Here is a 25,558-nt window from a genome sequence, read left to right as displayed (position 1 = left end):
TCTGAAACGCTAAGCGCCATGCGTAAATTCTGTATATTTAGTAGACAACCAAACGACAGGAGGAGCGCTCTATGACACAGCACGAAAGGTTTTGCCAGGCCTGCGGAATGCCGATGTCCGCACCCGATGCGCAAGGGGCCAGCGATAAATATTGCGCGTATTGCAGCGACAGCGACGGTAATCTGAAATCCTGGGAAGAGGCCGTATCCGGTCTGGCGGCTTTTCTCGACGCCTGGCAAAAGGTGGGCGTAGCGGAATCACGGAAACGGGCAAAACGTTACCTGACGGCGATGCCTGCCTGGGCGCACAAAGCGGACGAGTAATTTGCCCGGGCGGCAGGAGGAAATCATCCCGGGGACAGACCGCCATGCCGACAACATTGCTATAGCGTTTTTGTACGCCATCCGGACAGGAATAAATACGCGTTTGGGGATGACGACCTGCAGGCTGGAGCATGCATGGATGCGTTCTTCATGCGGATGAAATAAACGCCTGGCGTTCTCCCCTTGTCCGGATGCGTTATTGCCTGGTTTTTAAGGGGTCGGTTTCTGTATTTAACCCAGAACTTCTCAGGTAATACAACATATTGATGTGATGAATCTCTCATTTCAATGATACCAACTGGACAATAAGTTATCGCGTGTGTTAGTTATTTAATCACGCAAGAGAACAGATTTAATTTAAACAAAAGTTAAACCTTTCTCACTTTGCTAAAAAATTGCATTGATAATGCTTTGGATCCCTGAACCATTATCAAAAGGGTATGTGAACAGAAAGCCCTCAGAGACGCGAGTCTCTGAGGGCTTTTTTTTGTTTTTTTATCTCAGGAGTAAATAAATGTCTAAAGAACGTCGTCTCTCAAGAATATTCGCAAAAGACGGTAAATCCGTGACCTTAGCGCTGGATGGCTACTATTTTTCCACGAAAACAAATGGTATTGATAATACGATAAATCAGCTCCCTGCTCTGGTGGAACACGGCCTGGATTGCGCGCTCGTCACGTACGGCATGTTGAAGAATTATCGGGAAGCATTGAACAGCGTTCCCGTTGTGTTACGCGTCGACAGCACGGTCAGTATCTTTGACAATACCGTTCCCGATACTACCCCCGTTTTTTCCGTCGAAGATGCGCTTAAAGTCGCTGCCGAGGGCGTGGTCTGCATGACCTTCCCCGGCGCCTTCAATGAAGAAAAAACCCACATTATGGCGATGCAACTCGCACAGGCAGCGGATCGCTGGAATGTACCGCTGATTGTCGAATCGCTCCCGTATGGTTATCCCGTCACCAGCGATGACTCTAACAATCCGGCCATCATCGCTGCATCGGCCCGCGCAGCGGTGGAGCTGGGCGCGGACGTCATCAAAACGCGTTTTACCGGTTCACCAGAGGACCGACTGATCGTTGAAGCTGCTGGCGTGCCGGTGCTTGCCTTAGGAGGGCCAAAAACCGGCATCGACGGTTACTTCAAATTTGTTCAGCACTGTATGCAGATGGGTGCGAAAGGCGTGGCTGTGGGACGAAACATTACCCAGGATCCGCAGCCGGCGAAAGTGGTAGCAGGTCTGAATGCCATCATCCATGAAAACGCAACAGCGGAAGATGCATACAGCCTCTACATGGCTAAATAACATCGGAAATTAATATGATTTCAAATAACACCATCATCCCTTCCATCAGGAAGTATAAATACTTTGAGAAAGCATTATCCTGCCAGTCAGAATATGTGCTGCTATCCGAAGCGAATATCGGCAATCTGCAGTCGCTGATTGGCAAATGCCATCAAAGCGGTAAGAAGGTCCTCGTTCACCTTGAATTACTGGGCGGCTTTAAACCGGATCAGGCGGGGATCAATCTGCTGAAAAATTATTACAAGGTTGATGGTGTTATTTCTTCCAATCTCTCCGCGCTACGCTACGCCAAAAAAGAGGGATTGCTGACCGTATATCGGGTTTTACTTATCGATTCGCGATCGCTTGATCAGTCGCTCGATATTGTTAAACACAGTCCACCGGACGCAATTGAAATCTTACCTGCTGAATATGCCTGCCAGTGTCTGGAGTTGATTAGCCGAAATTTGAAAGGCTTTGATGTGGTATTCATCGCCGGAGGCTTTGTTAAGCGCAAATACCTTGTAGATAAAATATTCCATGCCGGATTTAAAGGGATAACCACCAGCGAGCCCGGCTTATGGTAACCAATAAGGAGTCCACGCGAATGAAAGATGAATACGTCATGGGCATCGACAATGGTGGAACCGTCACCAAGGCAGCCATCTATGACCGTAAAGGACAGGTGCTCGCCATCGCCTCAAAATCCACGCAGATGCTGACACCCCGGGAATTCCACACAGAGCGCAGTATCGATGAGCTGTGGGCCGCGAATGTCGAAGTGATTAAAAAAGCGATTGAGCAATCAGGTATCGACGCCAGCCAGATAAAAGGAGTGGCCGTCACCGGTCATGGTAACGGTCTGTATCTGGTCGACGAAGAAGGTCACCCGGTGCGTAACGGCATTATATCCACCGATAGCCGGGCAAAAGAGTACGTTGAGAGATGGCAACGCTCACCAGAATTCCTTACCGACATTTTGCCAAAAACGATGCAGTCCATCTGGGCCGGACAACCTGTCGCCCTGCTGGCATGGCTGAAGGATTTCGAGCCCGAGACGCTGCAAAAAGCGCGTTATATTTTTATGGTCAAGGACCTGATCCGTTTTTACCTGACCGGAGAGGCTTTTCTTGAGCTGACCGATATCTCAGGGACCAACCTGATCAACGTACGTGACTGCAAGTATGACGATGAACTACTGGCATGGTGGGGACTTGATGAACTGCGGGACAAATTGCCCCCCATCAAACGCTCAACAGAATGCTGCGGAAAAATCACTGACGACGTGGCCCGTCTGACCGGTTTATGCGCAGGTACGCCGGTTTCTGGCGGGGTGTTTGATATCTCGGCCTCTTCCATTGCCTCGGGGATTAACGGTCTCGATAAGATGGCGATCGTCACCGGCACCTGGAGCATAAACGAATACGTTACCGACCACCCGGTTATTGATAAAGATCTGTTTATGACCTCCATTTATCCCATTGAAGGTAAATGGCTCATCACCGAGGCCAGCCCCACCTCCGCGAGCAACCTGGAGTGGTTTATTAACAACTTTATGGAGAGCGATCGGAAAACCTCCGCCGAACAAGGATCGTCGGTCTATGACCTGTGTAATAAGCTGGTTTCGTCAACGACGCCGGATGAAAGCCACCTGTTGTTCTTTCCGTTCGTGTTTGGCTCTAACACCATTCCCGACGCCTCGGCCGGCTTTATCGGTGTCAACAGCTTCCATAAAAAAGCCCATTTTCTGCGGGCGATTTATGAGGGCGTGGCCTTCAGCCATCTCTACCACACCGAGCGCTTACGCAATATTAACCCGAAGCTAAGCCGCACTATTCGTATTGCTGGCGGCGTCACGAACTCCCCGGTCTGGCTGCAGATATTCGCCGATATCTTCCAGGCCACGCTGGAAATCGTTGACGTCAAAGAGCACGGGACCCTGGGTACCGCGATGACCGCCGCCGTTATGGTGGGCTGGTTTGCGGAGGTATTTTCTGCCTCAAACGACATGGTCCATGTCTCACGCACCGTCTCCCCTAATCCGGAAAACCACCGGGTCTACCAGACCAAATACCAGCTTTATAAAAACCTGTTATCAGAAATGCAGTCGCCGTGGAAAAGCTGCAGCAACTACATCGCGCACTAAGTGAGGAAAAAATGGATCTGAATTTAACGAATCGTACGGCCATCGTGACAGGCGGCGCAACCGGCCTGGGGAGAGAGTTTGTTCTTTCTCTCGCCAAAGAAGGCGTCAATATCTGCTTTACCTATATGCGTGAGGAAGAGCATCCCGAACGGCTGATCGAAACGGTGAAGGCCAGCGCGAACGTAGAGATCATCGCGGTCAAAACCGATCTCTCTGACGAACAGAGCCGGGAAAATCTGTTTGCCACCTGTATCGACAGACTGGGTAAAGCCGACATTCTGGTGAATAACGCCGGGATCTGGCTGAGCGGCTACGTCACCGAGATCAGCCCGCAGGACTGGGATCTGGTGATGAATGTCAATCTGAAAGCCATCTTCCATCTCAGCCAGCTGTTTGTAAATCACTGCCTGCAGCATGACCAGATGGGCAGCATTCTGAATATTACCTCGCAGGCCGCGTTCCACGGCTCCACGACGGGACATGCGCACTACGCGGCAAGTAAGGCCGGCCTGGTCGCCTTTGCTATCTCTCTGGCGCGGGAAGTCGCCAAACAAAAAATCAATGTGAACAATATCGCCGTCGGGATCATGGATACTGCGATGATCCGTAAGAACATTGAGCAAAACCCTGACTATTACGTCAGTCGTATTCCGGTGGGCCGCGTGGCCCAGCCGCAAGAAATTGCCGACATCGGTGTCTTCATGGTTTCTCCTAAGACCAGCTATATGACGGGAGCAACTCTGGACGTTACCGGCGGTATGTTGATGCGTTAATCTAGGGAGAATCATTATGAAATGTCTGGCAATTGCCGATCTGTTTATCAATGCAGCGATGATGGAATCAGGACTGAAAGCGCTCAGGGATAACGGGATTGAAGTAGAAGTACGCGAGTGGTCACATGGCTCCGTTGAGAAACTTCAGGAAGATAATCTGCGGGTTGAACAGGAAGGAGCAGAAGCCGTGGCCTTACCGGAAGCGCTGCTTCAGGGAACGGATGATATTGACATCCTGATCACTCAGTTTGCCCCCGTCAATACTGCGGTGTTCGATAAACTACCAAAGCTGAAATATGTAGGCGTGCTCCGCGGTGGCGTGGAAAACGTGAATCTTCAGGTGGCGAACGCCCGGGGCGTTGAGGTGATGAACACCCCGGGGCGTAACGCTCGCAGCGTCGCCGAATTCACGGTCGGCATGATCCTGGCGGAAATGCGCAATATCGCCCGTTCACACGATGCCCTGCGTGACAAATACTGGCGTAAAGACAGTCCGAACCATCAGGCGATCCCGGAGCTTGGCGGAAAAGTCGTGGGGCTGGTTGGCCTCGGTCATATTGCCCAACTGGTCGCGGGATTTCTCAGCGGCTTTGGCACGGAGATTATCTTTTACGATAAGTACGTTGCAGGCCATGAACGTTATGAGAAAGTCGATTCTCTGGACGAACTGGTACAACGCGCCGACGTTATCTCGTTACATGCTCGCCTGACGCCGGAAACCGAAAATCTGATTAACGCACACCATTTCGCGCTGATGAAGCGCAGTGCCATCATTGTTAACACGGCACGCTCCGGGTTAATCAATGAAAAAGAGATGATTGATGCGCTCAGATCCGGGCAAATCATGGGCGCCGCGCTTGATACCTTTGATGACGAGCCGCTTCCAGACGACAGTGCATTCTATACTCTGAATAACGTGACCATTACGCCGCATATTGCCGGGAGTACCATTGACGCATTCAGTAATTCGCCCAAACTCTTCGCTGAGATCCTTTTAAAGAAACTCAGTTAAATATTAAAAGAACCATTAAAGGTATTAACAGGGCCCAATGGGCACGGGTTTACTCGTGCCCAATTCGCCCGCCTTTTAAGGAATCATTATGGATATTATCAACAGCATTATTAGTCTGGGGGCATCAGTAATGATGCCAGTAATATTCTTTATTATCGCGCTTTGCTTTGGCGTTAAAATCGGTACGGCATTTAAAGCAGGGATGCTGGTAGGCATTGGTTTTGAAGGGGTGGGGCTGGTGATTGGCCTGCTGCTGACAAACCTGGGCCCGGCATCGCAGGCGATGGTTGAGCGTATCGGCCTGCAGTTAACGGTCGTTGATACCGGTTGGCCTACCGCATCGACCATTGGCTGGGGTTCGCCGCTGATGCTGCCCGTCGTGGTGGGCTTTATCGTCATCAACCTGGCCATGCTTCTGTTGAAATTAACCAAAACGGTGAATATCGATATTTTTAACTACTGGATTTTCCTGATCATGGGGTCTGTGGTCTATGCCGGAACGGGAAATTACTGGCTTTCGGTCGGTATTACATTCGCTATTTTTGTGTTGACGCTATTGGCGGCAGATTTAACGGCGCCGTATTTACAAAAAAACTATAATCTTAAAGGGATATCATTCCCCCATCTTACCTGTATAGCTTACGTGCCGTTTGGCATTGCCTGTAATTACATCATTGAAAAGACCCCGCTTATCAATAAAATCAATTTCGATCCGGAAAGTATTAATAAAAAATTCGGCGTTTTTGGCGAGCCTCTTACCCTGGGGTTCGTACTGGGACTGCTGTTGGCCTTCCTGGCGGGATATGACGTTTCCGCGGCCGTTTCACTGGCCATTAAGGTTTCAGCCGCCATGCTGCTGCTGCCTAAAATGATTGAAATTCTGGTGCAGGGATTGTTGATTGTCCGTGATGCCGCTGAAGCAAAACTGAAGGCTAAATTCCCGGGGCGCGATTTTTACATCGGGATGGATACGGCGTTACTGATCGGTGAACCTTCGGTACTGGCGACCGGTCTGCTGTTAATCCCTATGGCTGTGGTGCTGTCTATCATTCTGCCCGGCAACCGCGTACTGCCCTTTGTCGATCTGGCTTCCTTAATGTTCCTGCTGGCAATGGTCACGCCGTTCTGTAAACGAAATATGTTCCGCATGTTCATAACCGGAACCCTGATCGTGACCTGCATCCTGTATGTCGGGACGGACATTTCGCAAGAATACACTCAGGCGGCGGTGAACTCGCATATTCCGGTGCCGGAAGGGATGGCCGAGATCACCAATATCGTCGGCGGCGCCACGACGCCTGTCGGCTGGCTGGCCGTCAAATTTGGCGAGTTTTTTAGCGCCACACATTAGTACAAGACCACTCAAGTAAACAGAGGGCAAACTGCTGCCCTCTGCTTCTTCCTCTTATACTGTGCACTGAATAGCTGGCTCAGCTACGCCCCTGGTTTGAACATCTGACCAGCGCGTCCGCCCCCTGCGCGGCGAGGTGGCTCATTTCTTTTGTACCCCCTCCCGTTTTCAACCCAACCTGCTATGCTCCTTCTTTCCCTGTTCTCTGGAGAACTCAATGCTGACCATCTGGGGCCGAAAAACCTCCTCTAACGTGCAGGCGCTGATGTGGTGTGTTGGCGAGCTTGGGTTGGACTATCTCCGGTTCGACGTGGGGCATCGCTATGGCGGTACCGACAGCGAGGCGTTTTATCAGCTCAATCCCAATCGTACGGTACCAGTGCTGCAGGATGACGAAAATCCGCCGCTGTGGGAAACCGGCGCGATCCTTCGCTATTTAGCCAGTCGCTACGCCGACGACGCCTTCTGGCCGGGCGAACTGCTGGCTCGTACTGAGGTTGATCGCTGGGCCGAGTGGTCAAAGCAGAATATCGCCCTCGGCTTTACGACGCCGGTGTTCTGGCGCGTGGTGCGCACGCCTGCCGCCGAGCGGGATCCGCAGGCCATCGCCGCGGCGGTGACGGCCCTGGAGCAAAAGCTGGCGATTGCCGAGGCACGTCTCGCCGGGAGTCGCTATCTGGTGGGCGATACGTTCACCCTGGCCGATATCCAGTTTGGTCATGTGCTGTACCGCTACTTTGCAATCGATATCCCCCGTCGTCCCCTCCCCCACCTTGCGGCGTATTATGCACGGCTAACCGCACGGCCCGCCTTTCGCCAGCACGTCATGGTCAGCTACGACGAACTGAAGGTCTGAAGGTGGTCGGTAGCGCCTCCTGACGCTACCGACATGCCGGTTAACGCGCCATCAGAACAAACACGCCCCAGCCGAGATATTCCCGGGTCCAGGTGACATGGTGTAGCGGCGCAGTGGTCAACTGCTGGCGAACCTCCGGTGCGAAGTCATCGTGCGGATTGGCCTCTAGCCAGCGGCGCATTGTCAGCCATTTCGCCGCTTCATAACGATCCCAGCCCTCCTGGTCGGCCAGCACCATCTCCACCACGTCATAGCCCAGTTCGCCAAAGTGGGCGACCAGCGCCGGTAGCGTCAGGAAGTCATCGGGTGACTGCGCGCCGCAGGCAATCGCCTCTTCTGCCGTGGCCGGACGTTTGCGCCACCATGGCTCGCCGATAAGCAACATGCCGCCTGGGGTAAGGCTCTGCTTCAGCAGCTCGATTGTGCCTGCCACCCCGCCGCCGATCCACGTGGCCCCCACGCAGGCGGCAACATCGCACGGCTGGCTGGCGACATATCCGCTGGCATCCTGGTGCACAAAGGTTACCCGGTCGCTTACCCCGAGCTCCTCTGCCCGGGCGGCCGCCTGCTGACTGAACAGCAGGCTCATGTCTACGCCGGTGCCGACGATCTGATGATCGCGCGCCCAGCTACAGAGCATCTCGCCGGAGCCGCTGCCGAGGTCGAGAATGGTGGTGCCCGGCGCCATTCGCAGCGCCCGTCCCAGCGTGGCGTACTTTTCCGGGGTAAAAGGGTTATGGATACGGTGCTCGCTTTCACTGATGGTAAAAATGCGAGGGATATCGATCATGAGGTTTTCTCCTTGAGAGCCATACGCCCGGGCAGCGACCCTGCCCGGGTCGCTATTTCAGCGGTTGTCCGCCTGTGCGCGAACGTTATTCAAACCGGTCGTGTTGATCCGGTACGGCTGGCCGTTCACCGACTTAATCAGCTTTTTGGTTTTGAGCTTTTTGAAGACCGCAAGGGTGCAGTCGCTCAGCAACAGCCCTTCGCGGGTGTAACATTCAACGGCGGTAATGCGGCCGGAGGTATCGCGGACGTGCGCAATACGGCCACCTTTGGCGAGAACGTGTAAGGTCCGTTGTTCCTGACGGGATAAATTCATACTGAAACCTGTTCATTATCATGTGCGAAAACATGCCTACACCCGCAGGTGTGTGCGTAAGGTTTAAGCGCAGCGATAATCAGTCCGGCCTGGGCAGGTCGGGAAACTGATTATCTGATAATGACATTCTCCAGCATCGAAGCCTCAGTGAGCATTGAAAGGTATTTACCGGCTGAATATTAACACCTTCATCTGGTAAGGATATTGTGCAGATTAAAAACTGTGACCGGTATTACGATTTCCCTCGGCCTTATCCCCATTTTGCGCTATCCGCCACCCGCTCTGTTCCGCAACTTTCACCACCACCTTATCCCCCCTCCCGTATTGTTAAATAATTGTTGTCAGATCACAAAATGGAAACAAAAAGGCCATTTCGTACGCATTTTATAAAAATGTAGATATTTTTAATTTATGGCTACGAAATGAACATCACCCTGACCTTACAGCGAGGAACGATCCTGATGAACGCCCTGACCGCAGTAAAACCGACACCCGCGCCGGTAGCCCAGCAATACCCTGGCTTTTCTTTCACCCCTTCCGCCCAGTCGCCGCGCCTGCTGGAGCTCACCTTTTCCGCCGAAACGACCACGCAGTTCCTGCAGCAGGTCGCGCAGTGGCCGGTGCAGGCGCTGGAGTACAAATCTTTCTTACGCTTCCAGGTCGGCAAGATCCTCGACGATCTGTGTGGCAATCAGCTGCAGCCGTTGCTGATCAAAACATTGCTCGATCGCGCGGAAGGCGCGCTGCTTATCAACGGCGAAGGGATCGATCACGTCAGCCAGGCCGAGGAGATGGTCAAGCTGGCCACCGCCGTCGCCCACCTGATTGGTCGTTCCAACTTCGACGCCATGAGCGGTCAGTATTACGCCCGCTTCGTGGTGAAAAATGTCGATAACTCAGACAGCTACCTGCGCCAGCCGCACCGGGTGATGGAGCTGCACAACGACGGTACCTACGTCGAAGAGCAAACCGACTACGTATTAATGATGAAGATCGATGAGCAGAACATGCAGGGCGGCAATTCCCTGCTGCTGCATCTCGACGACTGGGAGCATCTCGACGAATTTTTCCGCGACCCGCTGGCTCGCCGCCCAATGCGCTGGGCCGCGCCGCCGAGCAAAAACGTCAGCAAGGATGTTTTCCACCCGGTGTTCGACGTCGATTCGCAGGGCCGCCCGGTAATGCGCTATATCGACCAGTTCGTCCAGCCGAAAGATTTCGAAGAAGGCACCTGGCTGAGCCGCCTCTCCGACGCGCTGGAGACCAGCAAAAACATCCTTTCCATACCGGTGCCGGTGGGCAAATTTCTGCTCATTAACAACCTGTTCTGGCTGCACGGCCGCGACCGCTTTACGCCGCACCCGGACCTGCGCCGCGAGCTGATGCGCCAGCGCGGCTACTTTGCGTATTCCACGAATCATTACCAGACTCATCAATAAGGGTTTTCAGGCGAAGGAATTGAGCGGATGTATGATTTCGTGATTATCGGCGGCGGCATCATCGGCATGTCGACCGCCATGCAGTTAATTGAGATTTACCCGGACGCCCGCATTGCGCTGCTGGAAAAAGAGGCCGGCCCGGCCTGCCATCAGACCGGCCACAACAGCGGCGTGATCCACGCCGGGGTGTACTACACGCCCGGCAGCCTCAAGGCGCAGTTTTGCCTCGCCGGCAACCGCGCCACCAAGGCCTTTTGCGAGCAGAACGGCATCCGCTATGACGTCTGCGGCAAAATGCTGGTCGCCACCTCATCGCTGGAGATGGAGCGGATGCGCGCCCTGTGGGATCGCACCGCCGCCAACGGCCTGCAGCGCGAGTGGCTAAGCGCCGGGGAGCTACGCGAGCGCGAACCGAACATTACCGGGCTCGGCGGGATCTTTGTCCCTTCCAGCGGCATCGTCAGCTACCGCGAAGTGGCGGCGGCAATGGCGAAGAACTTCGAAGCGAAAGGCGGAACGATCGTCTACAACGCCGAAGTCAGCGCCCTGAAAGAACATGCCAGCGGCGTGGTGATCCGCACCCGCCAGGGCGGAGAATATGAGGCCTCGACGCTGATCGCCTGTTCGGGCTTGATGGCCGATCGGCTGGTAAAAATGCTCGGCGTCGACCCCGGGTTTATCATTTGTCCGTTCCGCGGCGAGTATTTCCAGCTGGCACCGCAGCACAACCAGATCGTCAACCATTTGATCTATCCGATCCCCGATCCGGCGATGCCGTTCCTCGGCGTCCACCTGACCCGCATGATCGACGGCAGCGTCACCGTCGGCCCCAACGCCGTGCTGGCTCTGAAGCGCGAAGGCTACCGCAAGCGCGATATCTCGCTGGCCGATACCCTGGAGATCCTCACCTCGCCCGGCATCCGCCGGGTACTGCAAAACAACCTGCGCTCCGGACTGGGCGAAATGAAGAATTCGCTGTGCAGAAGCGGCTATCTGCGGCTGGTGCAAAAATACTGCCCGAGCCTGACGCTGAGCGATTTACGCCCGTGGCCGGCCGGCGTGCGGGCGCAGGCCGTGTCGCCGCAGGGCAAGCTGATCGACGATTTTCTCTTCGTTACCACCGCGCGTTCGATACATACCTGCAATGCGCCATCGCCAGCGGCCACCTCCGCTATCCCGATCGGCGCGCATATCGTCAGCAAGGTGCAGAGCCTGCTGGCCAGCCAGAGCAATCCCGGACGCACGCTGCGTGCGGCACGTAGCGTGGAGACACTACACGCCGCTTTTACCCGTTAACCCCCCCTGAAGACAGGAAGCAATTATGCAACTCAACGATATGACACTGTTTCGCCAGCAGGCGCTGATCGATGGCCAGTGGCGCGATGCGCCCAACGGCGACGTGATTGCGGTCACCAACCCGGCCAACGGCGAGCAGCTCGGCAGCGTGCCGAAAATGGGCGCCGATGAAACCCGCGAAGCGATTGAAGCCGCCAATCGCGCCCTACCCGCCTGGCGCGCCCTGACCGCCAAAGAGCGGGCGAACATTCTGCGCCGCTGGTTCGATCTTATGATGGAGAACCAGGACGATCTCGCTCGCCTGATGACCCTCGAGCAGGGAAAACCGCTGGCGGAAGCCAAAGGCGAAATCAGCTACGCCGCCTCCTTTATTGAGTGGTTCGCCGAAGAAGGTAAGCGCATCTACGGCGACACCATTCCGGGCCACCAGGCCGACAAGCGCCTGCTGGTGATTAAGCAGCCCATCGGCGTTACCGCCGCCATCACCCCGTGGAACTTCCCGGCGGCGATGATCACCCGCAAAGCGGGCCCGGCGCTGGCCGCCGGCTGCACCATGGTCCTGAAACCGGCCAGCCAGACGCCGTTTTCCGCGCTGGCGCTGGCCGAACTGGCGAATCGCGCCGGGATCCCCGCCGGAGTGTTCAACGTGGTCACCGGCTCCGCCGGCGCGGTCGGCGGCGAACTGACCAGCAACCCGCTGGTGCGCAAGCTCTCCTTTACCGGCTCTACCGAGATTGGCCGCCAGCTGATGGAGCAGTGCGCGAAAGACATCAAAAAAGTCTCCCTGGAGCTGGGCGGCAACGCGCCGTTTATCGTCTTTGACGATGCCGACCTCGATAAAGCCGTCGAGGGGGCGCTGGCGTCGAAGTTCCGCAACGCCGGGCAGACCTGCGTCTGCGCCAACCGCCTGTACGTCCAGGACGGGGTGTATGACCGTTTCGCCGAGAAGCTGCAGCAGGCGGTGGAAAAACTGCGCATTGGCGACGGCCTGCAGGACGGCGTCACCACCGGCCCGCTGATCGACGAGAAAGCCGTGGCCAAAGTTGAAGAACACATTGCCGATGCCATCGCCAAAGGCGCGAAGGTGGTCACCGGCGGCAAACCGCACGCCCTGGGCGGCAACTTCTTCCAGCCGACCATCCTGGTCAACGTTCCCGACAGCGCCAAAGTGGCGAAAGAGGAGACCTTCGGCCCGCTGGCCCCGCTGTTCCGCTTTAAAGATGAAGCCGACGTCATTGCCCAGGCCAACGATACCGAGTTCGGTCTCGCCGCCTATTTCTACGCCCGCGATCTGAGCCGCGTCTTCCGCGTCGGCGAAGCGCTGGAGTACGGCATCATCGGCATCAATACCGGCATTATCTCCACCGAAGTCGCGCCGTTCGGCGGCGTTAAGGCCTCCGGCCTCGGCCGCGAAGGGTCGAAGTACGGCATCGAAGATTACTTAGAAATCAAATATATGTGCATTGGCCTTTAACAGGAGCGACGGATGAACAGCAATAAAGCAATGATGGCGCGTCGCAGCGACGCGGTCCCGCGCGGCGTCGGCCAGATCCACCCTATCTTCGCCGAACGCGCGGAGAACTGCCGGGTGTGGGACGTGGAAGGCCGGGAATATCTCGATTTTGCCGGCGGTATCGCGGTGCTCAATACCGGCCACCTGCATCCGCAGGTTGTCGCCGCCGTCGAAGACCAGCTGAAAAAGCTGTCGCATACCTGCTTCCAGGTGCTGGCCTATGAGCCTTATCTGGCGCTGTGCGAAAAGATGAACCAGAAGGTGCCCGGTGATTTCGCCAAGAAAACCCTGCTGGTCACCACCGGGGCGGAAGCGGTGGAGAACGCGGTGAAGATCGCCCGCGCGGCAACCGGGCGCAGCGGCGCTATCGCCTTCACCGGCGCCTATCACGGCCGCACCCATTACACCCTGTCGCTGACCGGCAAAGTGAATCCTTACTCCGCCGGTATGGGCTTAATGCCGGGCCATGTCTATCGCGCCCTCTACCCGTGCGCGCTGCACGGCGTCAGTGATGACGAGGCGATCGCCAGCATCCATCGCATCTTCAAAAACGATGCCGCGCCGGAAGATATCGCCGCCATCATTATTGAGCCAGTGCAGGGTGAAGGCGGGTTCTATGCCGCCTCCCCGGCCTTTATGCAGCGCCTGCGCGCCCTGTGCGACGAGCACGGCATTATGCTCATCGCCGATGAGGTCCAGAGCGGCGCGGGCCGCACCGGTACCCTGTTCGCTATGGAGCAGATGGGCGTCGCGGCGGATATCACCACCTTCGCCAAATCCATCGCCGGCGGTTTCCCTCTGGCGGGCGTCACCGGCCGCGCGGAGGTGATGGACGCCATCGCCCCCGGCGGACTGGGCGGCACCTACGCCGGCAACCCCATCGCCTGCGCCGCCGCCCTGGCGGTATTACAGATTTTCGAGCAGGAGAATCTGCTGGAAAAAGCCAACCAGCTCGGCGACACCCTGCGCCAGGGCCTGCTGGCGATCGCTGAAGATCATCCGGAGATCGGCGACGTGCGCGGTCTGGGGGCGATGATCGCCATTGAGCTGTTTGAAGAGGGCGACCGCAGCAGGCCGAATGCCAGGCTGACGGCGGATATCGTCGCCCGCGCCCGCGACAAAGGCCTGATCCTGCTCTCCTGCGGGCCGTACTACAACGTGCTGCGCATCCTGGTGCCGCTGACCATCGAAGAGGCGCAGATCGAGCAGGGGCTCAAGATCATCGCCGACTGCTTTAGCGAGGCGAAACAGGCATAGAGAAACAGGCATAGAACAGAACACATGCGGAAGCGAAGTACGTTCGTAAGGGAATGAAGACGAGACCTGCAAAACAACAATAATACGCGTGCCCCGGCGCGGGAACGTCGGGGCGCTCTCCCAGGTGACACACTTCGAGAGGGTAAATGATGGGGCAACTGTCGCAATCACAGGATTTAGGGGCGGGGCTGAAGTCGCGCCACGTCACGATGTTATCTATCGCCGGGGTGATCGGCGCGAGTTTATTTGTCGGATCCAGCGTCGCCATTGCCGAGGCAGGCCCGGCGGTGCTGCTGGCCTATCTGTTTGCCGGGCTGCTGGTGGTGATGATTATGCGTATGCTGGCCGAAATGGCGGTCGCCACGCCGGATACCGGCTCCTTTTCCACCTACGCCGATAAAGCCATCGGCCGCTGGGCGGGGTATACCATCGGCTGGCTGTACTGGTGGTTCTGGGTCCTGGTTATTCCGCTGGAAGCCAATATCGCGGCGATTATTCTGCATTCGTGGGTGCCGGGCGTCCCGGTGTGGTTGTTCTCCCTGGTCATCACTCTCGCCCTCACCGGCAGTAACCTGCTGAGCGTCAAGAACTACGGCGAATTCGAGTTCTGGCTGGCGCTGTGCAAAGTGATCGCTATTCTGGCGTTTATCGTACTGGGCGCGGTCGCCATTACCGGCTTTTACCCCTATGCCGAAGTGAGCGGCATTTCGCGGCTGTGGGATCACGGCGGCTTTATGCCGAATGGCTTCGGCGCGGTGCTGAGCGCGATGCTGATCACCATGTTCTCGTTTATGGGCGCGGAGATCGTCACCATCGCCGCCGCCGAATCGGATACCCCGGATAAACATATCGTGCGCGCCACCAACTCGGTGATCTGGCGTATCTCTATTTTTTATCTGTGCTCGATCTTTATCGTCGTCGCCCTCATCCCATGGAATATGCCGGGGCTGAAGAGCATCGGCTCCTACCGCTCGGTGCTCGAGCTGCTGCATATTCCCTATGCCAAGCTGATTATGGACGGCGTGATCCTCCTGTCGGTCACCAGCTGTCTGAACTCGGCGCTGTATACCGCCTCGCGGATGCTCTACTCCCTGAGCCGTCGTGGCGATGCGCCGGCCATTATGGGCCGGACCAACCGCAGCAAAACGCCATACGTGGCGGTGCTGCTCTCTACCGGCGCGGCGTTCCTCACCGTAGTGGTGAACTACTATGCCCCCGCCAAAGTGTTTAAATTTCTCATCGACAGCTCTGGCGCCATCGCCCTGCTGGTCTATCTGGTGATCGCCGTTTCACAACTGCGGATGCGCAAAATCCTTCAGGCGCAAGGCGGCGAGATCCGTCTGAGAATGTGGCTCTATCCGTACCTGACCTGGCTGGTGATCGCCTTTATCACCTTCGTGCTGGTGGTGATGCTGTTTCGTCCGGCGCAGCAGCTGGAGGTGATCTCTACCGGCCTGTTAGCTCTGGGAATTATTTGTACGGTACCGATTATGTCACGCTGGAAAAAGCTGGTATTGTGGCAAAAACTGCCGCTGCAAAATACGCGTTAACCCTGTTCCCGGCGCCCGCCGGGAAGAGTATTCAGGAGTAAGAACATGACCGCCATTCCCCAGGCGACGGCCATTGACGGATACCGTTGGTTAAAAAACGACATCATCCGCGGGGTTTACCACCCCGATGAGAAGCTGCGGATGAGCCTGCTGACGTCGCGCTATGGCCTGGGGGTCGGTCCGCTGCGCGAGGCGCTTTCGCAACTGGTGGCCGAGCGGCTGGTAACGGTGGTCAATCAGAAAGGCTATCGGGTGGCGCCCATGTCGGAACAGGAGCTTCTCGATATCTTCGACGCGCGCGCCAACATGGAGGCCATGCTGGTGCGTCTCGCCATTGAACGCGGCGGCGACGAGTGGGAAGCCGAGCTGCTGGCCCGCACCCATCTGCTCAACAAGCTGGAGTCGTGCGAAGCGAGTGAGCACCTACTCGATGAATGGGACCAGCGCCATCAGGCGTTTCACACCGCCATCGTCGCCGGCTGCGGTTCGCAGTATCTGCTGCAGATGCGCGAACGGCTGTTCGATCTGGCGGCGCGCTACCGCTTCATCTGGCTGCGCACCACCGTGCTGTCGGTGGAGATGCTGGAAGATAAGCATGTCCAGCATCAGACCCTGGTGGACGCTATTCTGGCGCGCGACGCCGAACAGGCCAGCGCGCTGATGCGCGAGCACTTACTGACTCCGATCCCGATTATTCAGCAGGCGATGGCTGGCAAGCTGTCGCCGCAGGCAGGGTGAGTCAGATGGAGGGGTGGAAATTACGGGTATGGCGGCACGCATCTCCACGCCGCACGGGCGTGGAGAAATCGTATCCGTAGATCAATCAGGCTCGCAGGCGAACCGGTTCGCTGAAATCGTCGGCCGGTTCCAGCTTCAGATTAAAGGTGGTCAGCAGCGCTGCCGCGCGCTCGTGAAACTCGCGCAGCGTTTTTTCCAGCCTGTCGCTCACTTCCGGGTCGCCAATGTCGACCGCCTGCCATGATCCTTCCTTATTGAACAGGCCAAACTGGTAGCTATAGGTGAAACGTGACTCTTGTGCTTCCATTTCCATCCACCAGCCCCAGAATTCACGCTTCTCCGGTGCGGGCTTAACATTGACGCAAACTGCCAGGCAATCGAAAAAGAAACGGTTGTCATGGCACTGCTCTTCGCGAATGTAAGGCCCCAGCGCCGTGAATTTCTTGATCAACTTACTTTTCAGGTGTCCACTCGGTAACGTCATTGCGATCTCCTTTAGTGATGCAACTGTTTTACCAAACCAATAGAATTTAGCAATAAATTAACCAAATCTATGATTGATCCAGCGGGCGATCTGTCGCAATGCGTGATCAAAATTGCGATACACCGGGTTAAACGGGATCTCCAGCAGTTTGCCATCGGCAGATGACGAGGTGATTAACCGCGACTCCTCTTCGGGGCTGAACGGATCGTCCTTCCAGAAGCCGGAGAGCATCGGCGTCGGGCAACGGCGCCCCAGCAGTCCCTGGGTTTTTAACGAATAGCGGTTGAGCTCCACGCGTAGCGCTTCATCGGACGCGTCATGCATGCCCAGCCGCGAAGCCAGCACGTCAAGATACATCTCCGGCACGCGCCCCTGATGCAGGGGATCCACCAGCAGACCATGAACGACCGGGCCCAGACAGGCTACAGCCTTCAGCCGCTGCGGCTCCAGATAGCCCAGACGCACCGCGATATTGGCGCCAAAGCGGAAGCCGAAAGCGGCGACCCGGGTATGGTCAATCCACGGCACATTTTCCAGATGGCGCAGCGCGTGCTGATGCAGCAGGCTGGTGTCCTGATTTAGCGTCCATTTTGACGAGAAGCCGATGGAGGGCATATCAATGGTCAGCATGGCAATGCCGAGCGGTGAGAAGTAGTTCTCATACAGGTTGTAATAATCGGTCTGCAGCGAGTCCAGCCCCCCGCACATCAGCACCGTCGGAAACGGCCCCTCGCCTTTCGGCATATGCAAAAAGCCGGTTATCGGCGAGCCGCCAGGGATGGTGAACTCCAGCTCGCGCAGCGAGCCCGGCAGCCGCTGGGCGGCTTCTTCATACGCCCGGTTGGCTAAAGCCTGCGCCTGTTCCGCCAGCTCATCGCCTTTAATATGCGGATAAGCGGCAATGCTATACAGGTTCGAGGCATGCAGCCAGTGGCGGCCGCTCAGCAAAGGATCGGCTTCCTGCCCGGCCTTTTGCTGCCACTGCATGGCTTCTTTCGCCCACTCGAAGATCCAGTTGCCGCCGCGATAGCCGATGACGGTATCGAACAGCTCAGGATCGGTTCGTTCGGCCTCGCTCATCACAATGCGCGCTTGCACATCGAGGATCTCCTGCGGAGTTACGCCGCGCCAGATCCACATCAAACGGTTGATCAGACGGTACCAGTGATCGACGTGATTGCCGCTCAGCGCCGACTGCATCGCCTGGGGTTTTCCGGCAGAAAACCGACGCACCAGCGTAGAAGTTTCGGGATGTTTGAAGCGAGGTTTAAACAGCGTTTCGCTGAGGTTAGCCTGTGACATGTGCAGTCTCCGTCGTAGTGCCACTCCGGATATTGTAACCTGCTAAAGGATAAAAAAAACCACGCCCGGCAAGCCGGGCGTGGTAAATAGCACTGTCCTGAAGAATTAACGACCTGCGATAGGCGGTACAAACACCACGCCCATATCCCACGGCTGTTCAATCCAGGTATCCTGCGGAATATCCACAACGTAATCGTCCACCAGCGGGCGGCCTGCCGGCTTGGCGAAAATGGTGACAAAGTGCGCTTTGGGATACATTTCGCGGATCGCCACGGCGGTACCGCCGGTATCCACCAGATCGTCGATGACGATAAAGCCTTCGCCATCGCCTTCCGCACGTTTCAGCACTTTCAGCTCGCGCTGGTTATCATGGTCGTAGCTGGAGATGCATACGGTATCAACATGACGAATGCCCAGTTCACGCGCCAGTAAGGCTCCCGGTACCAGTCCGCCGCGGCTAACGGCAATAATGCCTTTCCATTGCTCAACCGGCAGCAGACGGCTGGCCAGTTTGCGGGCGTGAATCTGCAACATGTCCCAGGTGACGACGTATTTTTCGCTCATGTGAAGTGTCCCAGCCTGTGTAATACGGCTTAAATAATGTTCGAGGGGGAAAATGGTTGCGCGAGATTATAGAGATCTGACGCACTAAAAACCAGTGTTAAGCGGTTTGCGCAACGCTTTTTGCGTTGTTTACACTACCTGCGGCGGTGGAAAGTGGTATTCTCAACCCCATCGCGCAAGCCCGGGCTTGTTGTGTATTTTAACGCTAACCCTCGTCCTGCAACCGCTGTATGCAGGAGTCTGTAAGGAGACTTACCGTGTCTGAACTGTCTCAACTATCCCCGCAGCCGCTTTGGGATATTTTTGCCAAGATTTGCTCCATCCCGCACCCGTCCTATCACGAAGAACAGCTCGCCGAGCACATTATGGGTTGGGCAAAAGAAAAAGGCTTACATGCGGAACGCGACCAGGTTGGCAACATTCTGATTCGTAAAGGCGCGACTGCCGGTATGGAAAACCGTAAGCCGGTAGCGCTGCAGGCGCACCTCGATATGGTGCCGCAGAAAAATAACGACACCGTCCACGACTTCGTTAAAGATCCGATCCAGCCGTACATTGACGGCGAATGGGTGAAAGCGCGCGGCACCACGCTGGGCGCGGACAACGGTATCGGAATGGCGTCCGCACTGGCGGTACTGGCCGATGATAGCGTCGCTCACGGCCCGCTGGAAGTGCTGCTGACCATGACCGAAGAAGCCGGCATGGACGGCGCGTTCGGTCTGCAGGCCAACTGGCTACAGGCCGATATCCTGATCAACACCGACTCCGAAGAAGAAGGCGAAATCTACATGGGTTGCGCCGGCGGGATCGATTTCACCTCTAACCTGGCGCTGACCCGCGAAGCGATTCCCGCCGGGTTCCAGAGCTTTAAAGTCACCTTAAAAGGGCTGAAAGGCGGCCACTCCGGCGGTGATATTCACCTTGGTCTGGGTAACGCCAACAAGCTGCTGTCGCGCTTCCTCGCCGGCCACGCCGATGAGCTGGATCTGCGTCTGGTCGATTTCAACGGCGGCACGTTGCGCAACGCCATCCCGCGTGAAGCTTACGCTACTGTCGCCGTCGCCGCGGATAAAGCCGATGCGCTGAAAGCGCTGGTGAATACTTACCAGGCGCTGCTGAAAAACGAGCTGGAGGCCAAAGAGAAGAACCTGGTGGTGCTCGTGGAAGCGGTCGATAACGACAAAGCGGCGCTGACTCAGGCTTCCCGCGACACTTTCATCCGTCTGCTGAACGCCACGCCGAACGGGGTTATCCGCAACTCTGACGTGGCGAAAGGCGTAGTGGAAACTTCGCTGAACGTCGGCGTCGTCACCATGACCGATGACAACGTACAGATCCACTGCCTGATCCGCTCGCTGATCGACAGCGGCAAAGACTACGTGGTCAGCATGCTGGATTCTCTGGGTAAGCTGGCGGGGGCGAAAACCGAAGCCAAAGGCGCCTACCCTGGCTGGCAACCGGACGCCAATTCGCCGGTGATGCACCTGGTGCGCGAGACTTACCAGCGTCTGTTCAACAAGACGCCGAACATCCAGATCATTCACGCCGGTCTGGAATGCGGTCTGTTCAAAAAACCGTATCCGGAGATGGACATGGTCTCCATCGGGCCAACCATTACCGGTCCGCACTCCCCGGATGAGCAGGTCCATATCGAGAGCGTCGGTCAGTACTGGACGCTGCTGACCGAGCTGCTGAAAGCCATTCCGGCTAAATAAGCCCCACAACCGGCGGCGGCCCGCCGCCGGTTTTACCCCGCATCACCTTAGCGCCACGCGTTTTTCCATCCGGTAATTAATAAACCACTCCCCGCGCGCCGCCACCCGTTGCTCAGCCACCACCTTAAAACCATGAGCCGTAAAACAGGGCTTTGCGGTAATGCTGGCGTCCACCGTCAGGATTTGCGCTGGATACTGAACGCAGAGCGCCTCGATAAGCGCGCCGCCGATACCCTGGCGGGCACGATCCGGCGAGACGAACAGCAAATCGATATGCGTCCCGATGGCGGTGATAAAGCCAACCGGCTGGCTGTTGACCACGGCCACCAGGCCGATTGAGTCGGCCAGCTTTTGTCGCCAGCGCGTCTCATCCACCTGCGCCCAGGCCGCGATCTGCCCCGGGGTATAGTCCCGACTGGCGGTTTCCCGCACCGCGCGCAGAAAGATCTGGCAGAGCAGTGGCAAATCGCTGTCGCGGTAAGCAAGAATATGCATGGCTAAATCCCTAATAAAAGCTGCCTTTCCAGCTGCGGATCGAGCAACGTCACGTGGAGCCCAACCAGGCGCACGCCCCGTCCGCCGCGGCGCTCATCCCAGGCTTTGTGCGCGGTGGCGATCAGATCCTCTTTGTTCAGCCGCGGCCAGACGTGCTCCTGGGTGGTCAGCTGGAAATCATTGAATTTCAGTTTAATGCCCTGGCGGGCGATCAGCAGATCAGGTTTGACCTTCGCCAGTCGCCTCTCCAGCTCGGGATAGAGGTTTTCGATAATCGCTTCGCACTCCGGCCATTCATGTATATCTTCCGCTAAGGTGCGCTCCACGCCCACCGATTTACGCTGCCGATCGTTATGAATTTCCCGCTCATCAATCCCGTGGCTGCGCTCCCACAGAATACGCCCGAATTTACCGAAGCGCTTAAGCAGCATGGCCAGATCGCTGTTCTGCACATCGCCACAGGTTCGCAGGCCCATATTTTCCAGCTTCGCTGCCGATACCTTCCCGACGCCGGGTATTTTCGCCAGCGGCAGCGCCCGCACAAACTCTGCCACCTGATGGGGAGCGATAACGAACTGGCCGTTGGGTTTATTCATATCTGAAGCGATTTTAGCGAGAAACTTCACCGGCGCCACCCCCGCCGAGGCGGTGAGGCGCAGCTCCCGTTCGATGGTCTGGCGGATCTCCTGGGCTATCAGGGTGGCTGACCCGTGACAATGCTCGCTGTCGCTGACGTCAAGATAGGCTTCATCCAGCGACAGCGGCTCAATGCGCGAGGTATAGCGGGAGAAAATTTCGCGGATATGGTTCGAGGCTTCTTTGTAGGCATCAAAGCGGCCAGGAAGCAGCGTGAGGTGCGGGCACAGCTTGAGCGCCGTCGCCGTCGGCATGGCGCTGCGCACGCCAAACTTACGCGCAGGATAGTTCGCGGTACTAATCACGCCACGTTGTACCCGACTGCCGCCTATCGCGAGGGGAATATCGCGCAACGCTGGGTTGTCGCGCATCTCCACCGCCGCAAAGAAACAGTCCATATCGACATGGATAATTTTACGCATCGTCAGACTCAACACTGTATACCCATACAGCATAGCAAAAACAGATGCGAATTTTATGCTTTTTTTATTTCATCGGCTAAAAAAGCGGTTAAAACATAAAACTGCAATAAATTATGTTTATTTTCATTGAGTTAAAAGATAAATCAGGAAGATATAATCATGAAGAAAATACTTACCGCGCTTTGCCTGCTGGCCACCGCCGGCGCCTGGGCCGCTCCACAGCTGATAGCCCACCGCGGCGGCACCGGCGATGCGCCGGAAAATACCCTGCCGGCCATTAAGCTGGCGCTGGAGAATAACGCCGAAGCCATCTGGGTCACGGTGCAGTTAAGCCGCGACGGCGTACCGGTGCTCTACCGGTCAAGCGATCTTTCCGCATTGACCAATAGCGAGGGCAAAGTTTCCAGTTTGACCGCCGCCGAGCTGGCGAAAGTCGACGCCGGCTGGAAATGGGGGGATGACAGCCACCCGTGGCGTGGTAAGCAGGCCACCATTCCGACCTTGCAAAGCGTTTTACAGCAATGGCCGCACACTTTTTTCTATATCGATATCAAATCTCCGGATGCCGATCCGACCGTGATGGGCCAGCGCCTGCTTGAAGTGTTAAAAACCACCGATAGCCTCGATCGCGTGCGGGTCTATTCCACCGAAGACCGCTATATCGCCGCCCTGCCGCCAGCCATCCCTCGCTTTGTCACTCGCAGTGAAACCCGCACCAGGCTTGCCAATATTTCGCTCAGCCATCAGTGCCAGCCAGCGAGTCAACGCGATGGTGAGCAGTGGTATGGCCTGGAGCTGAAGCGCAAAGTCGAGGTGGTGGAGAAATTCACCCTTGGCGAAGGGATCTCCCCGGCGACGCTCACCTGGGATAAAGAGGCAATGGATTGCTTCCGCTCGCAGGATAAAGCGCACATTATCTTCTTCGGCATCAACAGTGCGGAAGACTACCGCATGGCGATAGAACTGGGCGCCGACGGGGTGATGGTGGATTCTCCGGCGCAGGCGAAAAGCTGGCAGTAAGGGAGTCAACGGCTAAAAAGGCCGCGAAAGCGGCCTCACATTGCTGGCATGTTGTTGCCGGGTGGCAGCTGGCGCCTTACCCGGCCTACAAAACCGAAGCAGCAGCCCCGGCAAGCGCAGCGCCGCCGGGCACGGAGCCGCTTTATGCCGGGTGGCGGCTGGCGCCTTACCCGGCCTACAAAACTGAAGCAGCAGGTCCGGCATGCGCAGCGCCGCCGGGCATTACAAAATACGCCGCTGCTGACGCTGCGCCTCGCGGGCGAGGCGCTTTTTACGCGCGTCGCACGGTTCCGGACAATCGCAGACTTTCTCCAGCCCCAGCGCGGAGATCCCACCGCAGCTGCCCTGGATGCTCTTGCGCTTCACCAGGTAGCCCAGCGACATGCCGAGGATCACCAGCGCAAAAATCACAAAGGTCGCGATAAATACCGTCAGCATCGTCAGCCTCCAAAGTCGTCGAGGAGAATATTCTCGTCCTCGACGCCCAGATCTTTGAGCATCTTAATTACCGCGGCGTTCATTACCGGCGGCCCACACATGTAGAACTCGCAGTCTTCCGGCGCCGGGTGATCGCGTAGATAGTTCTCGTACAGAACGTTATGGATAAAGCCGGTATGCCCGGTCCAGTTATCTTCCGGCAGCGGATCGGAGAGCGCGACGTGGAAGGTAAAGTTTGGATTGTCGCGCGCCAGCTGTTCAAACTCCTCATCGTAGAACATTTCGCGCAGCGAACGGGCGCCGTACCAGAAGCTGATTTTGCGCGTGCTGTGCAGGCGCTTGAGCTGGTCGAAAATATGCGAACGCATCGGCGCCATCCCGGCGCCGCCGCCGATAAACACCATCTCGGCGTCGGTTTCTTTAGCAAAGAACTCGCCAAACGGCCCGGAAATCGTCACCTTATCGCCCGGCTTCAGCGACCAGATATAGGATGACATGATCCCCGGCGGCGCATCCGGGACCTTCGGCGGCGGCGTCGCGATGCGCACGTTGAGCATAATGATGCCCTTCTCTTCCGGATAGTTAGCCATTGAGTAGGCGCGCAGGGTCGGCTCTTTCACCTCAGAGACATAGCGAAACAGGTTGAACTTATCCCAGTCTGAACGGTATTCATCGGGAACATCAAAATCTGCATAGGCTACTTTATGCGGCGGGCATTCAATCTGAATATAGCCCCCGGCGCGAAACGGCACCACCTCCCCCTCCGGGATCCGCAGCTTGAGCTCTTTAATGAAAGTGGCTTTGTTATCGTTAGAGATAACTTCACACTCCCATTTTTTGACGCCGAAAATCTCTTCCGGCAGTTCAATCTTCATGTTCTGCTTCACCGCCACCTGACAGGCCAGACGGCAACCGGCTTTGGCATCCCGCTTGGTAATATGCGAAAGCTCGGTCGGCAGGATATCCCCGCCGCCCTCTTTAACAGTTACCCGACACTGGCCGCAGGAGCCGCCGCCGCCGCAGGCGGAGGAGACGAAGATCCCGTTGCTGGACAGCGTGTTCAGCAGTTTGTCACCCGCCGGGGTGCGGATCTGTTTATCCGCTTCGTTATTGATCTCAATAACCACGTCGCCCGCGTTCACCAGCTTTGAGCGCGCTGCCAGGATAAGCCCCGACAGCACCAGCACAATCAGCGTGAACATCACGACGCCAAGAATAATTTCCATACTTATTCGCCCTTATAGCTGCACGCCGGAGAAGGACATAAAGCCCAGCGCCATTAGTCCGGTGGTGATAAAGGTGATCCCTAACCCGCGCAAACCGGCAGGCACGTTGGCGTACTTCATTTTTTCGCGGATCCCCGCCATCGCCACGATCGCCAGCATCCAGCCAATGCCGGAGCCGAAGCCGTAGACGATGGACTCCGGGAAGTTGTAATCGCGCTGCACCATGAACGAAACGCCGCCGAAAATCGCACAGTTAACCGCAATCAGCGGCAGGAAGATGCCCAGCGCGTTGTACAGTGCCGGAAAATACTTATCGAGGATCATCTCGAGGATCTGCACCAGCGCGGCGATCACTCCGATAAAGGTGATGAAGTTAAGAAAGCTGAGATCCACCCCCTCAACCAGCGCGCCGTCGCGCAGCACCAGGTTATAGACCAGGTTATTGATTGGCACGGCAAGCCCCAGCACTACCGTCACCGCGACGCCGAGGCCGAAGGCGGTGGAGACCTTTTTCGACACCGCAAGAAAGGTGCACATCCCGAGGAAGAAGGCCAGCGCCATGTTCTCAACGAACACCGCGCGGACAAACAGGCTGATGTAATGAGCCATCAC

The 25,558-nt window shown here is 56.7% G+C and carries 26 protein-coding genes; 16 read left to right on the top strand and 10 right to left on the bottom strand.

What is annotated here, in order from left to right:
• The first annotated feature begins 71 nt into the window (after positions 1–71).
• The 8 genes from KHQ26_RS12230 to KHQ26_RS12195 all read left to right on the top strand — a co-directional run bounded on the left by KHQ26_RS12230 (position 72) and on the right by KHQ26_RS12195 (position 7,746).
• On the top strand, positions 72–323 hold the full coding sequence (locus KHQ26_RS12230) for a zinc ribbon domain-containing protein (RefSeq protein WP_002889874.1): 252 nt from the start codon (positions 72–74) through the stop codon (positions 321–323).
• A gap of 514 nt (positions 324–837) precedes the next feature.
• Positions 838–1,629 carry a class I fructose-bisphosphate aldolase gene (locus KHQ26_RS12225; RefSeq protein ID WP_002889868.1) on the top strand — a complete coding sequence of 264 codons (792 nt, stop codon included), beginning with the start codon at positions 838–840 and terminating at the stop codon, positions 1,627–1,629.
• Positions 1,630–1,643: 14 nt separating this feature from the next.
• On the top strand, positions 1,644–2,195 hold the full coding sequence (locus tag KHQ26_RS12220) for a glycerol-3-phosphate responsive antiterminator (protein WP_002889866.1): 552 nt from the start codon (positions 1,644–1,646) through the stop codon (positions 2,193–2,195).
• Positions 2,196–2,215: 20 nt separating this feature from the next.
• Positions 2,216–3,754: an FGGY-family carbohydrate kinase gene (locus KHQ26_RS12215; protein ID WP_032410126.1), complete on the top strand. Its 1,539-nt coding sequence runs from the start codon at positions 2,216–2,218 to the stop codon at positions 3,752–3,754.
• Between the two features lie 11 nt (positions 3,755–3,765).
• A complete protein-coding gene (locus KHQ26_RS12210) occupies positions 3,766–4,527 on the top strand; it encodes an SDR family NAD(P)-dependent oxidoreductase (protein ID WP_004177323.1) in 762 nt (253 codons plus the stop codon).
• Positions 4,528–4,543: 16 nt separating this feature from the next.
• Positions 4,544–5,539 carry a 2-hydroxyacid dehydrogenase gene (locus tag KHQ26_RS12205; RefSeq protein WP_004177325.1) on the top strand — a complete coding sequence of 332 codons (996 nt, stop codon included), beginning with the start codon at positions 4,544–4,546 and terminating at the stop codon, positions 5,537–5,539.
• An 88-nt stretch (positions 5,540–5,627) separates the two neighbouring features.
• Entirely contained in the window at positions 5,628–6,890 is a 1,263-nt protein-coding gene (locus KHQ26_RS12200) for a PTS galactitol transporter subunit IIC (RefSeq protein ID WP_002889852.1), read from the top strand.
• Between the two features lie 217 nt (positions 6,891–7,107).
• Entirely contained in the window at positions 7,108–7,746 is a 639-nt protein-coding gene (locus KHQ26_RS12195) for a glutathione S-transferase family protein (RefSeq protein ID WP_004177326.1), read from the top strand.
• 40 nt (positions 7,747–7,786) lie between these two features.
• Here KHQ26_RS12195 and KHQ26_RS12190 read toward each other — a convergent pair whose 3' ends face one another.
• Positions 7,787–8,536, bottom strand: coding sequence for an SAM-dependent methyltransferase (locus tag KHQ26_RS12190; protein ID WP_002889849.1), 750 nt, complete (start codon positions 8,534–8,536; stop codon positions 7,787–7,789).
• A gap of 57 nt (positions 8,537–8,593) precedes the next feature.
• Complete coding sequence (locus tag KHQ26_RS12185) at positions 8,594–8,851, bottom strand: YjhX family toxin (RefSeq protein ID WP_002889848.1); 258 nt, start codon at positions 8,849–8,851, stop codon at positions 8,594–8,596.
• Positions 8,852–9,312: 461 nt separating this feature from the next.
• Between KHQ26_RS12185 and glaH the strand changes: the two genes are divergently transcribed.
• The 6 genes from glaH (at position 9,313) to csiR (ending at position 16,644) form a co-directional block, all read left to right on the top strand.
• Positions 9,313–10,290 carry a glutarate dioxygenase GlaH gene (gene glaH / locus KHQ26_RS12180; protein ID WP_004177327.1) on the top strand — a complete coding sequence of 326 codons (978 nt, stop codon included), beginning with the start codon at positions 9,313–9,315 and terminating at the stop codon, positions 10,288–10,290.
• Positions 10,291–10,317: 27 nt separating this feature from the next.
• Positions 10,318–11,586 carry an L-2-hydroxyglutarate oxidase gene (lhgO, locus tag KHQ26_RS12175; RefSeq protein ID WP_004177328.1) on the top strand — a complete coding sequence of 423 codons (1,269 nt, stop codon included), beginning with the start codon at positions 10,318–10,320 and terminating at the stop codon, positions 11,584–11,586.
• A 25-nt stretch (positions 11,587–11,611) separates the two neighbouring features.
• On the top strand, positions 11,612–13,060 hold the full coding sequence (gabD, locus tag KHQ26_RS12170; protein WP_002889845.1) for an NADP-dependent succinate-semialdehyde dehydrogenase: 1,449 nt from the start codon (positions 11,612–11,614) through the stop codon (positions 13,058–13,060).
• 12 nt (positions 13,061–13,072) lie between these two features.
• Positions 13,073–14,356, top strand: coding sequence for a 4-aminobutyrate--2-oxoglutarate transaminase (gabT, locus tag KHQ26_RS12165; protein WP_032410124.1), 1,284 nt, complete (start codon positions 13,073–13,075; stop codon positions 14,354–14,356).
• A gap of 149 nt (positions 14,357–14,505) precedes the next feature.
• Positions 14,506–15,906, top strand: coding sequence for a GABA permease (gene gabP, locus KHQ26_RS12160; protein ID WP_002889795.1), 1,401 nt, complete (start codon positions 14,506–14,508; stop codon positions 15,904–15,906).
• A 45-nt stretch (positions 15,907–15,951) separates the two neighbouring features.
• Positions 15,952–16,644 (top strand): DNA-binding transcriptional regulator CsiR, encoded by a 693-nt coding sequence (gene csiR, locus KHQ26_RS12155; protein ID WP_004177331.1) that lies wholly within the window; start codon positions 15,952–15,954, stop codon positions 16,642–16,644.
• Positions 16,645–16,729: 85 nt separating this feature from the next.
• Here the strand turns inward: csiR and crl are convergent, their stop codons facing one another.
• From crl to gpt, 3 genes are all read right to left on the bottom strand, one after another.
• A complete protein-coding gene (gene crl, locus KHQ26_RS12150; protein ID WP_004177332.1) occupies positions 16,730–17,128 on the bottom strand; it encodes a sigma factor-binding protein Crl in 399 nt (132 codons plus the stop codon).
• Between the two features lie 57 nt (positions 17,129–17,185).
• Positions 17,186–18,430, bottom strand: coding sequence for an esterase FrsA (gene frsA / locus KHQ26_RS12145; RefSeq protein WP_002889742.1), 1,245 nt, complete (start codon positions 18,428–18,430; stop codon positions 17,186–17,188).
• A gap of 105 nt (positions 18,431–18,535) precedes the next feature.
• A complete protein-coding gene (gpt, locus tag KHQ26_RS12140; RefSeq protein ID WP_002889733.1) occupies positions 18,536–18,994 on the bottom strand; it encodes a xanthine phosphoribosyltransferase in 459 nt (152 codons plus the stop codon).
• A 257-nt stretch (positions 18,995–19,251) separates the two neighbouring features.
• On the opposite strand from gpt, the gene pepD reads away from it, so the two are divergent.
• Positions 19,252–20,709 carry a cytosol nonspecific dipeptidase gene (pepD, locus tag KHQ26_RS12135; RefSeq protein ID WP_004152033.1) on the top strand — a complete coding sequence of 486 codons (1,458 nt, stop codon included), beginning with the start codon at positions 19,252–19,254 and terminating at the stop codon, positions 20,707–20,709.
• A gap of 42 nt (positions 20,710–20,751) precedes the next feature.
• Here pepD and KHQ26_RS12130 read toward each other — a convergent pair whose 3' ends face one another.
• The gene (locus KHQ26_RS12130; protein ID WP_004177333.1) at positions 20,752–21,204 is read right to left on the bottom strand and encodes a GNAT family N-acetyltransferase; all 453 of its coding nucleotides are present in this window, start codon (positions 21,202–21,204) and stop codon (positions 20,752–20,754) included.
• Positions 21,205–21,206: 2 nt separating this feature from the next.
• Entirely contained in the window at positions 21,207–22,262 is a 1,056-nt protein-coding gene (dinB, locus tag KHQ26_RS12125) for a DNA polymerase IV (RefSeq protein WP_002889726.1), read from the bottom strand.
• Positions 22,263–22,421: 159 nt separating this feature from the next.
• On the opposite strand from dinB, the gene KHQ26_RS12120 reads away from it, so the two are divergent.
• Complete coding sequence (locus KHQ26_RS12120) at positions 22,422–23,282, top strand: glycerophosphodiester phosphodiesterase family protein (protein WP_004177334.1); 861 nt, start codon at positions 22,422–22,424, stop codon at positions 23,280–23,282.
• A 222-nt stretch (positions 23,283–23,504) separates the two neighbouring features.
• Here the strand turns inward: KHQ26_RS12120 and nqrM are convergent, their stop codons facing one another.
• The 3 genes from nqrM to nqrE are packed head-to-tail and all read right to left on the bottom strand — an operon-like array spanning position 23,505 to position 25,555.
• Positions 23,505–23,720 (bottom strand): (Na+)-NQR maturation NqrM, encoded by a 216-nt coding sequence (nqrM, locus tag KHQ26_RS12115; protein WP_002889722.1) that lies wholly within the window; start codon positions 23,718–23,720, stop codon positions 23,505–23,507.
• 2 nt (positions 23,721–23,722) lie between these two features.
• Positions 23,723–24,946, bottom strand: a complete 1,224-nt coding sequence (gene nqrF, locus KHQ26_RS12110; protein ID WP_002889720.1) for an NADH:ubiquinone reductase (Na(+)-transporting) subunit F — start codon at positions 24,944–24,946, stop codon at positions 23,723–23,725.
• Positions 24,947–24,958: 12 nt separating this feature from the next.
• Positions 24,959–25,555 carry an NADH:ubiquinone reductase (Na(+)-transporting) subunit E gene (gene nqrE, locus KHQ26_RS12105; RefSeq protein WP_004177335.1) on the bottom strand — a complete coding sequence of 199 codons (597 nt, stop codon included), beginning with the start codon at positions 25,553–25,555 and terminating at the stop codon, positions 24,959–24,961.
• Positions 25,556–25,558 lie beyond the last annotated feature (3 nt).

This window comes from Klebsiella sp. 10 (assembly GCF_018223925.1).
Lineage (GTDB): Bacteria > Pseudomonadota > Gammaproteobacteria > Enterobacterales > Enterobacteriaceae > Klebsiella > Klebsiella pneumoniae.
Note: the sequence above shows the minus strand (reverse complement) of the source record. Positions and strands in the feature narration are given on the sequence as shown.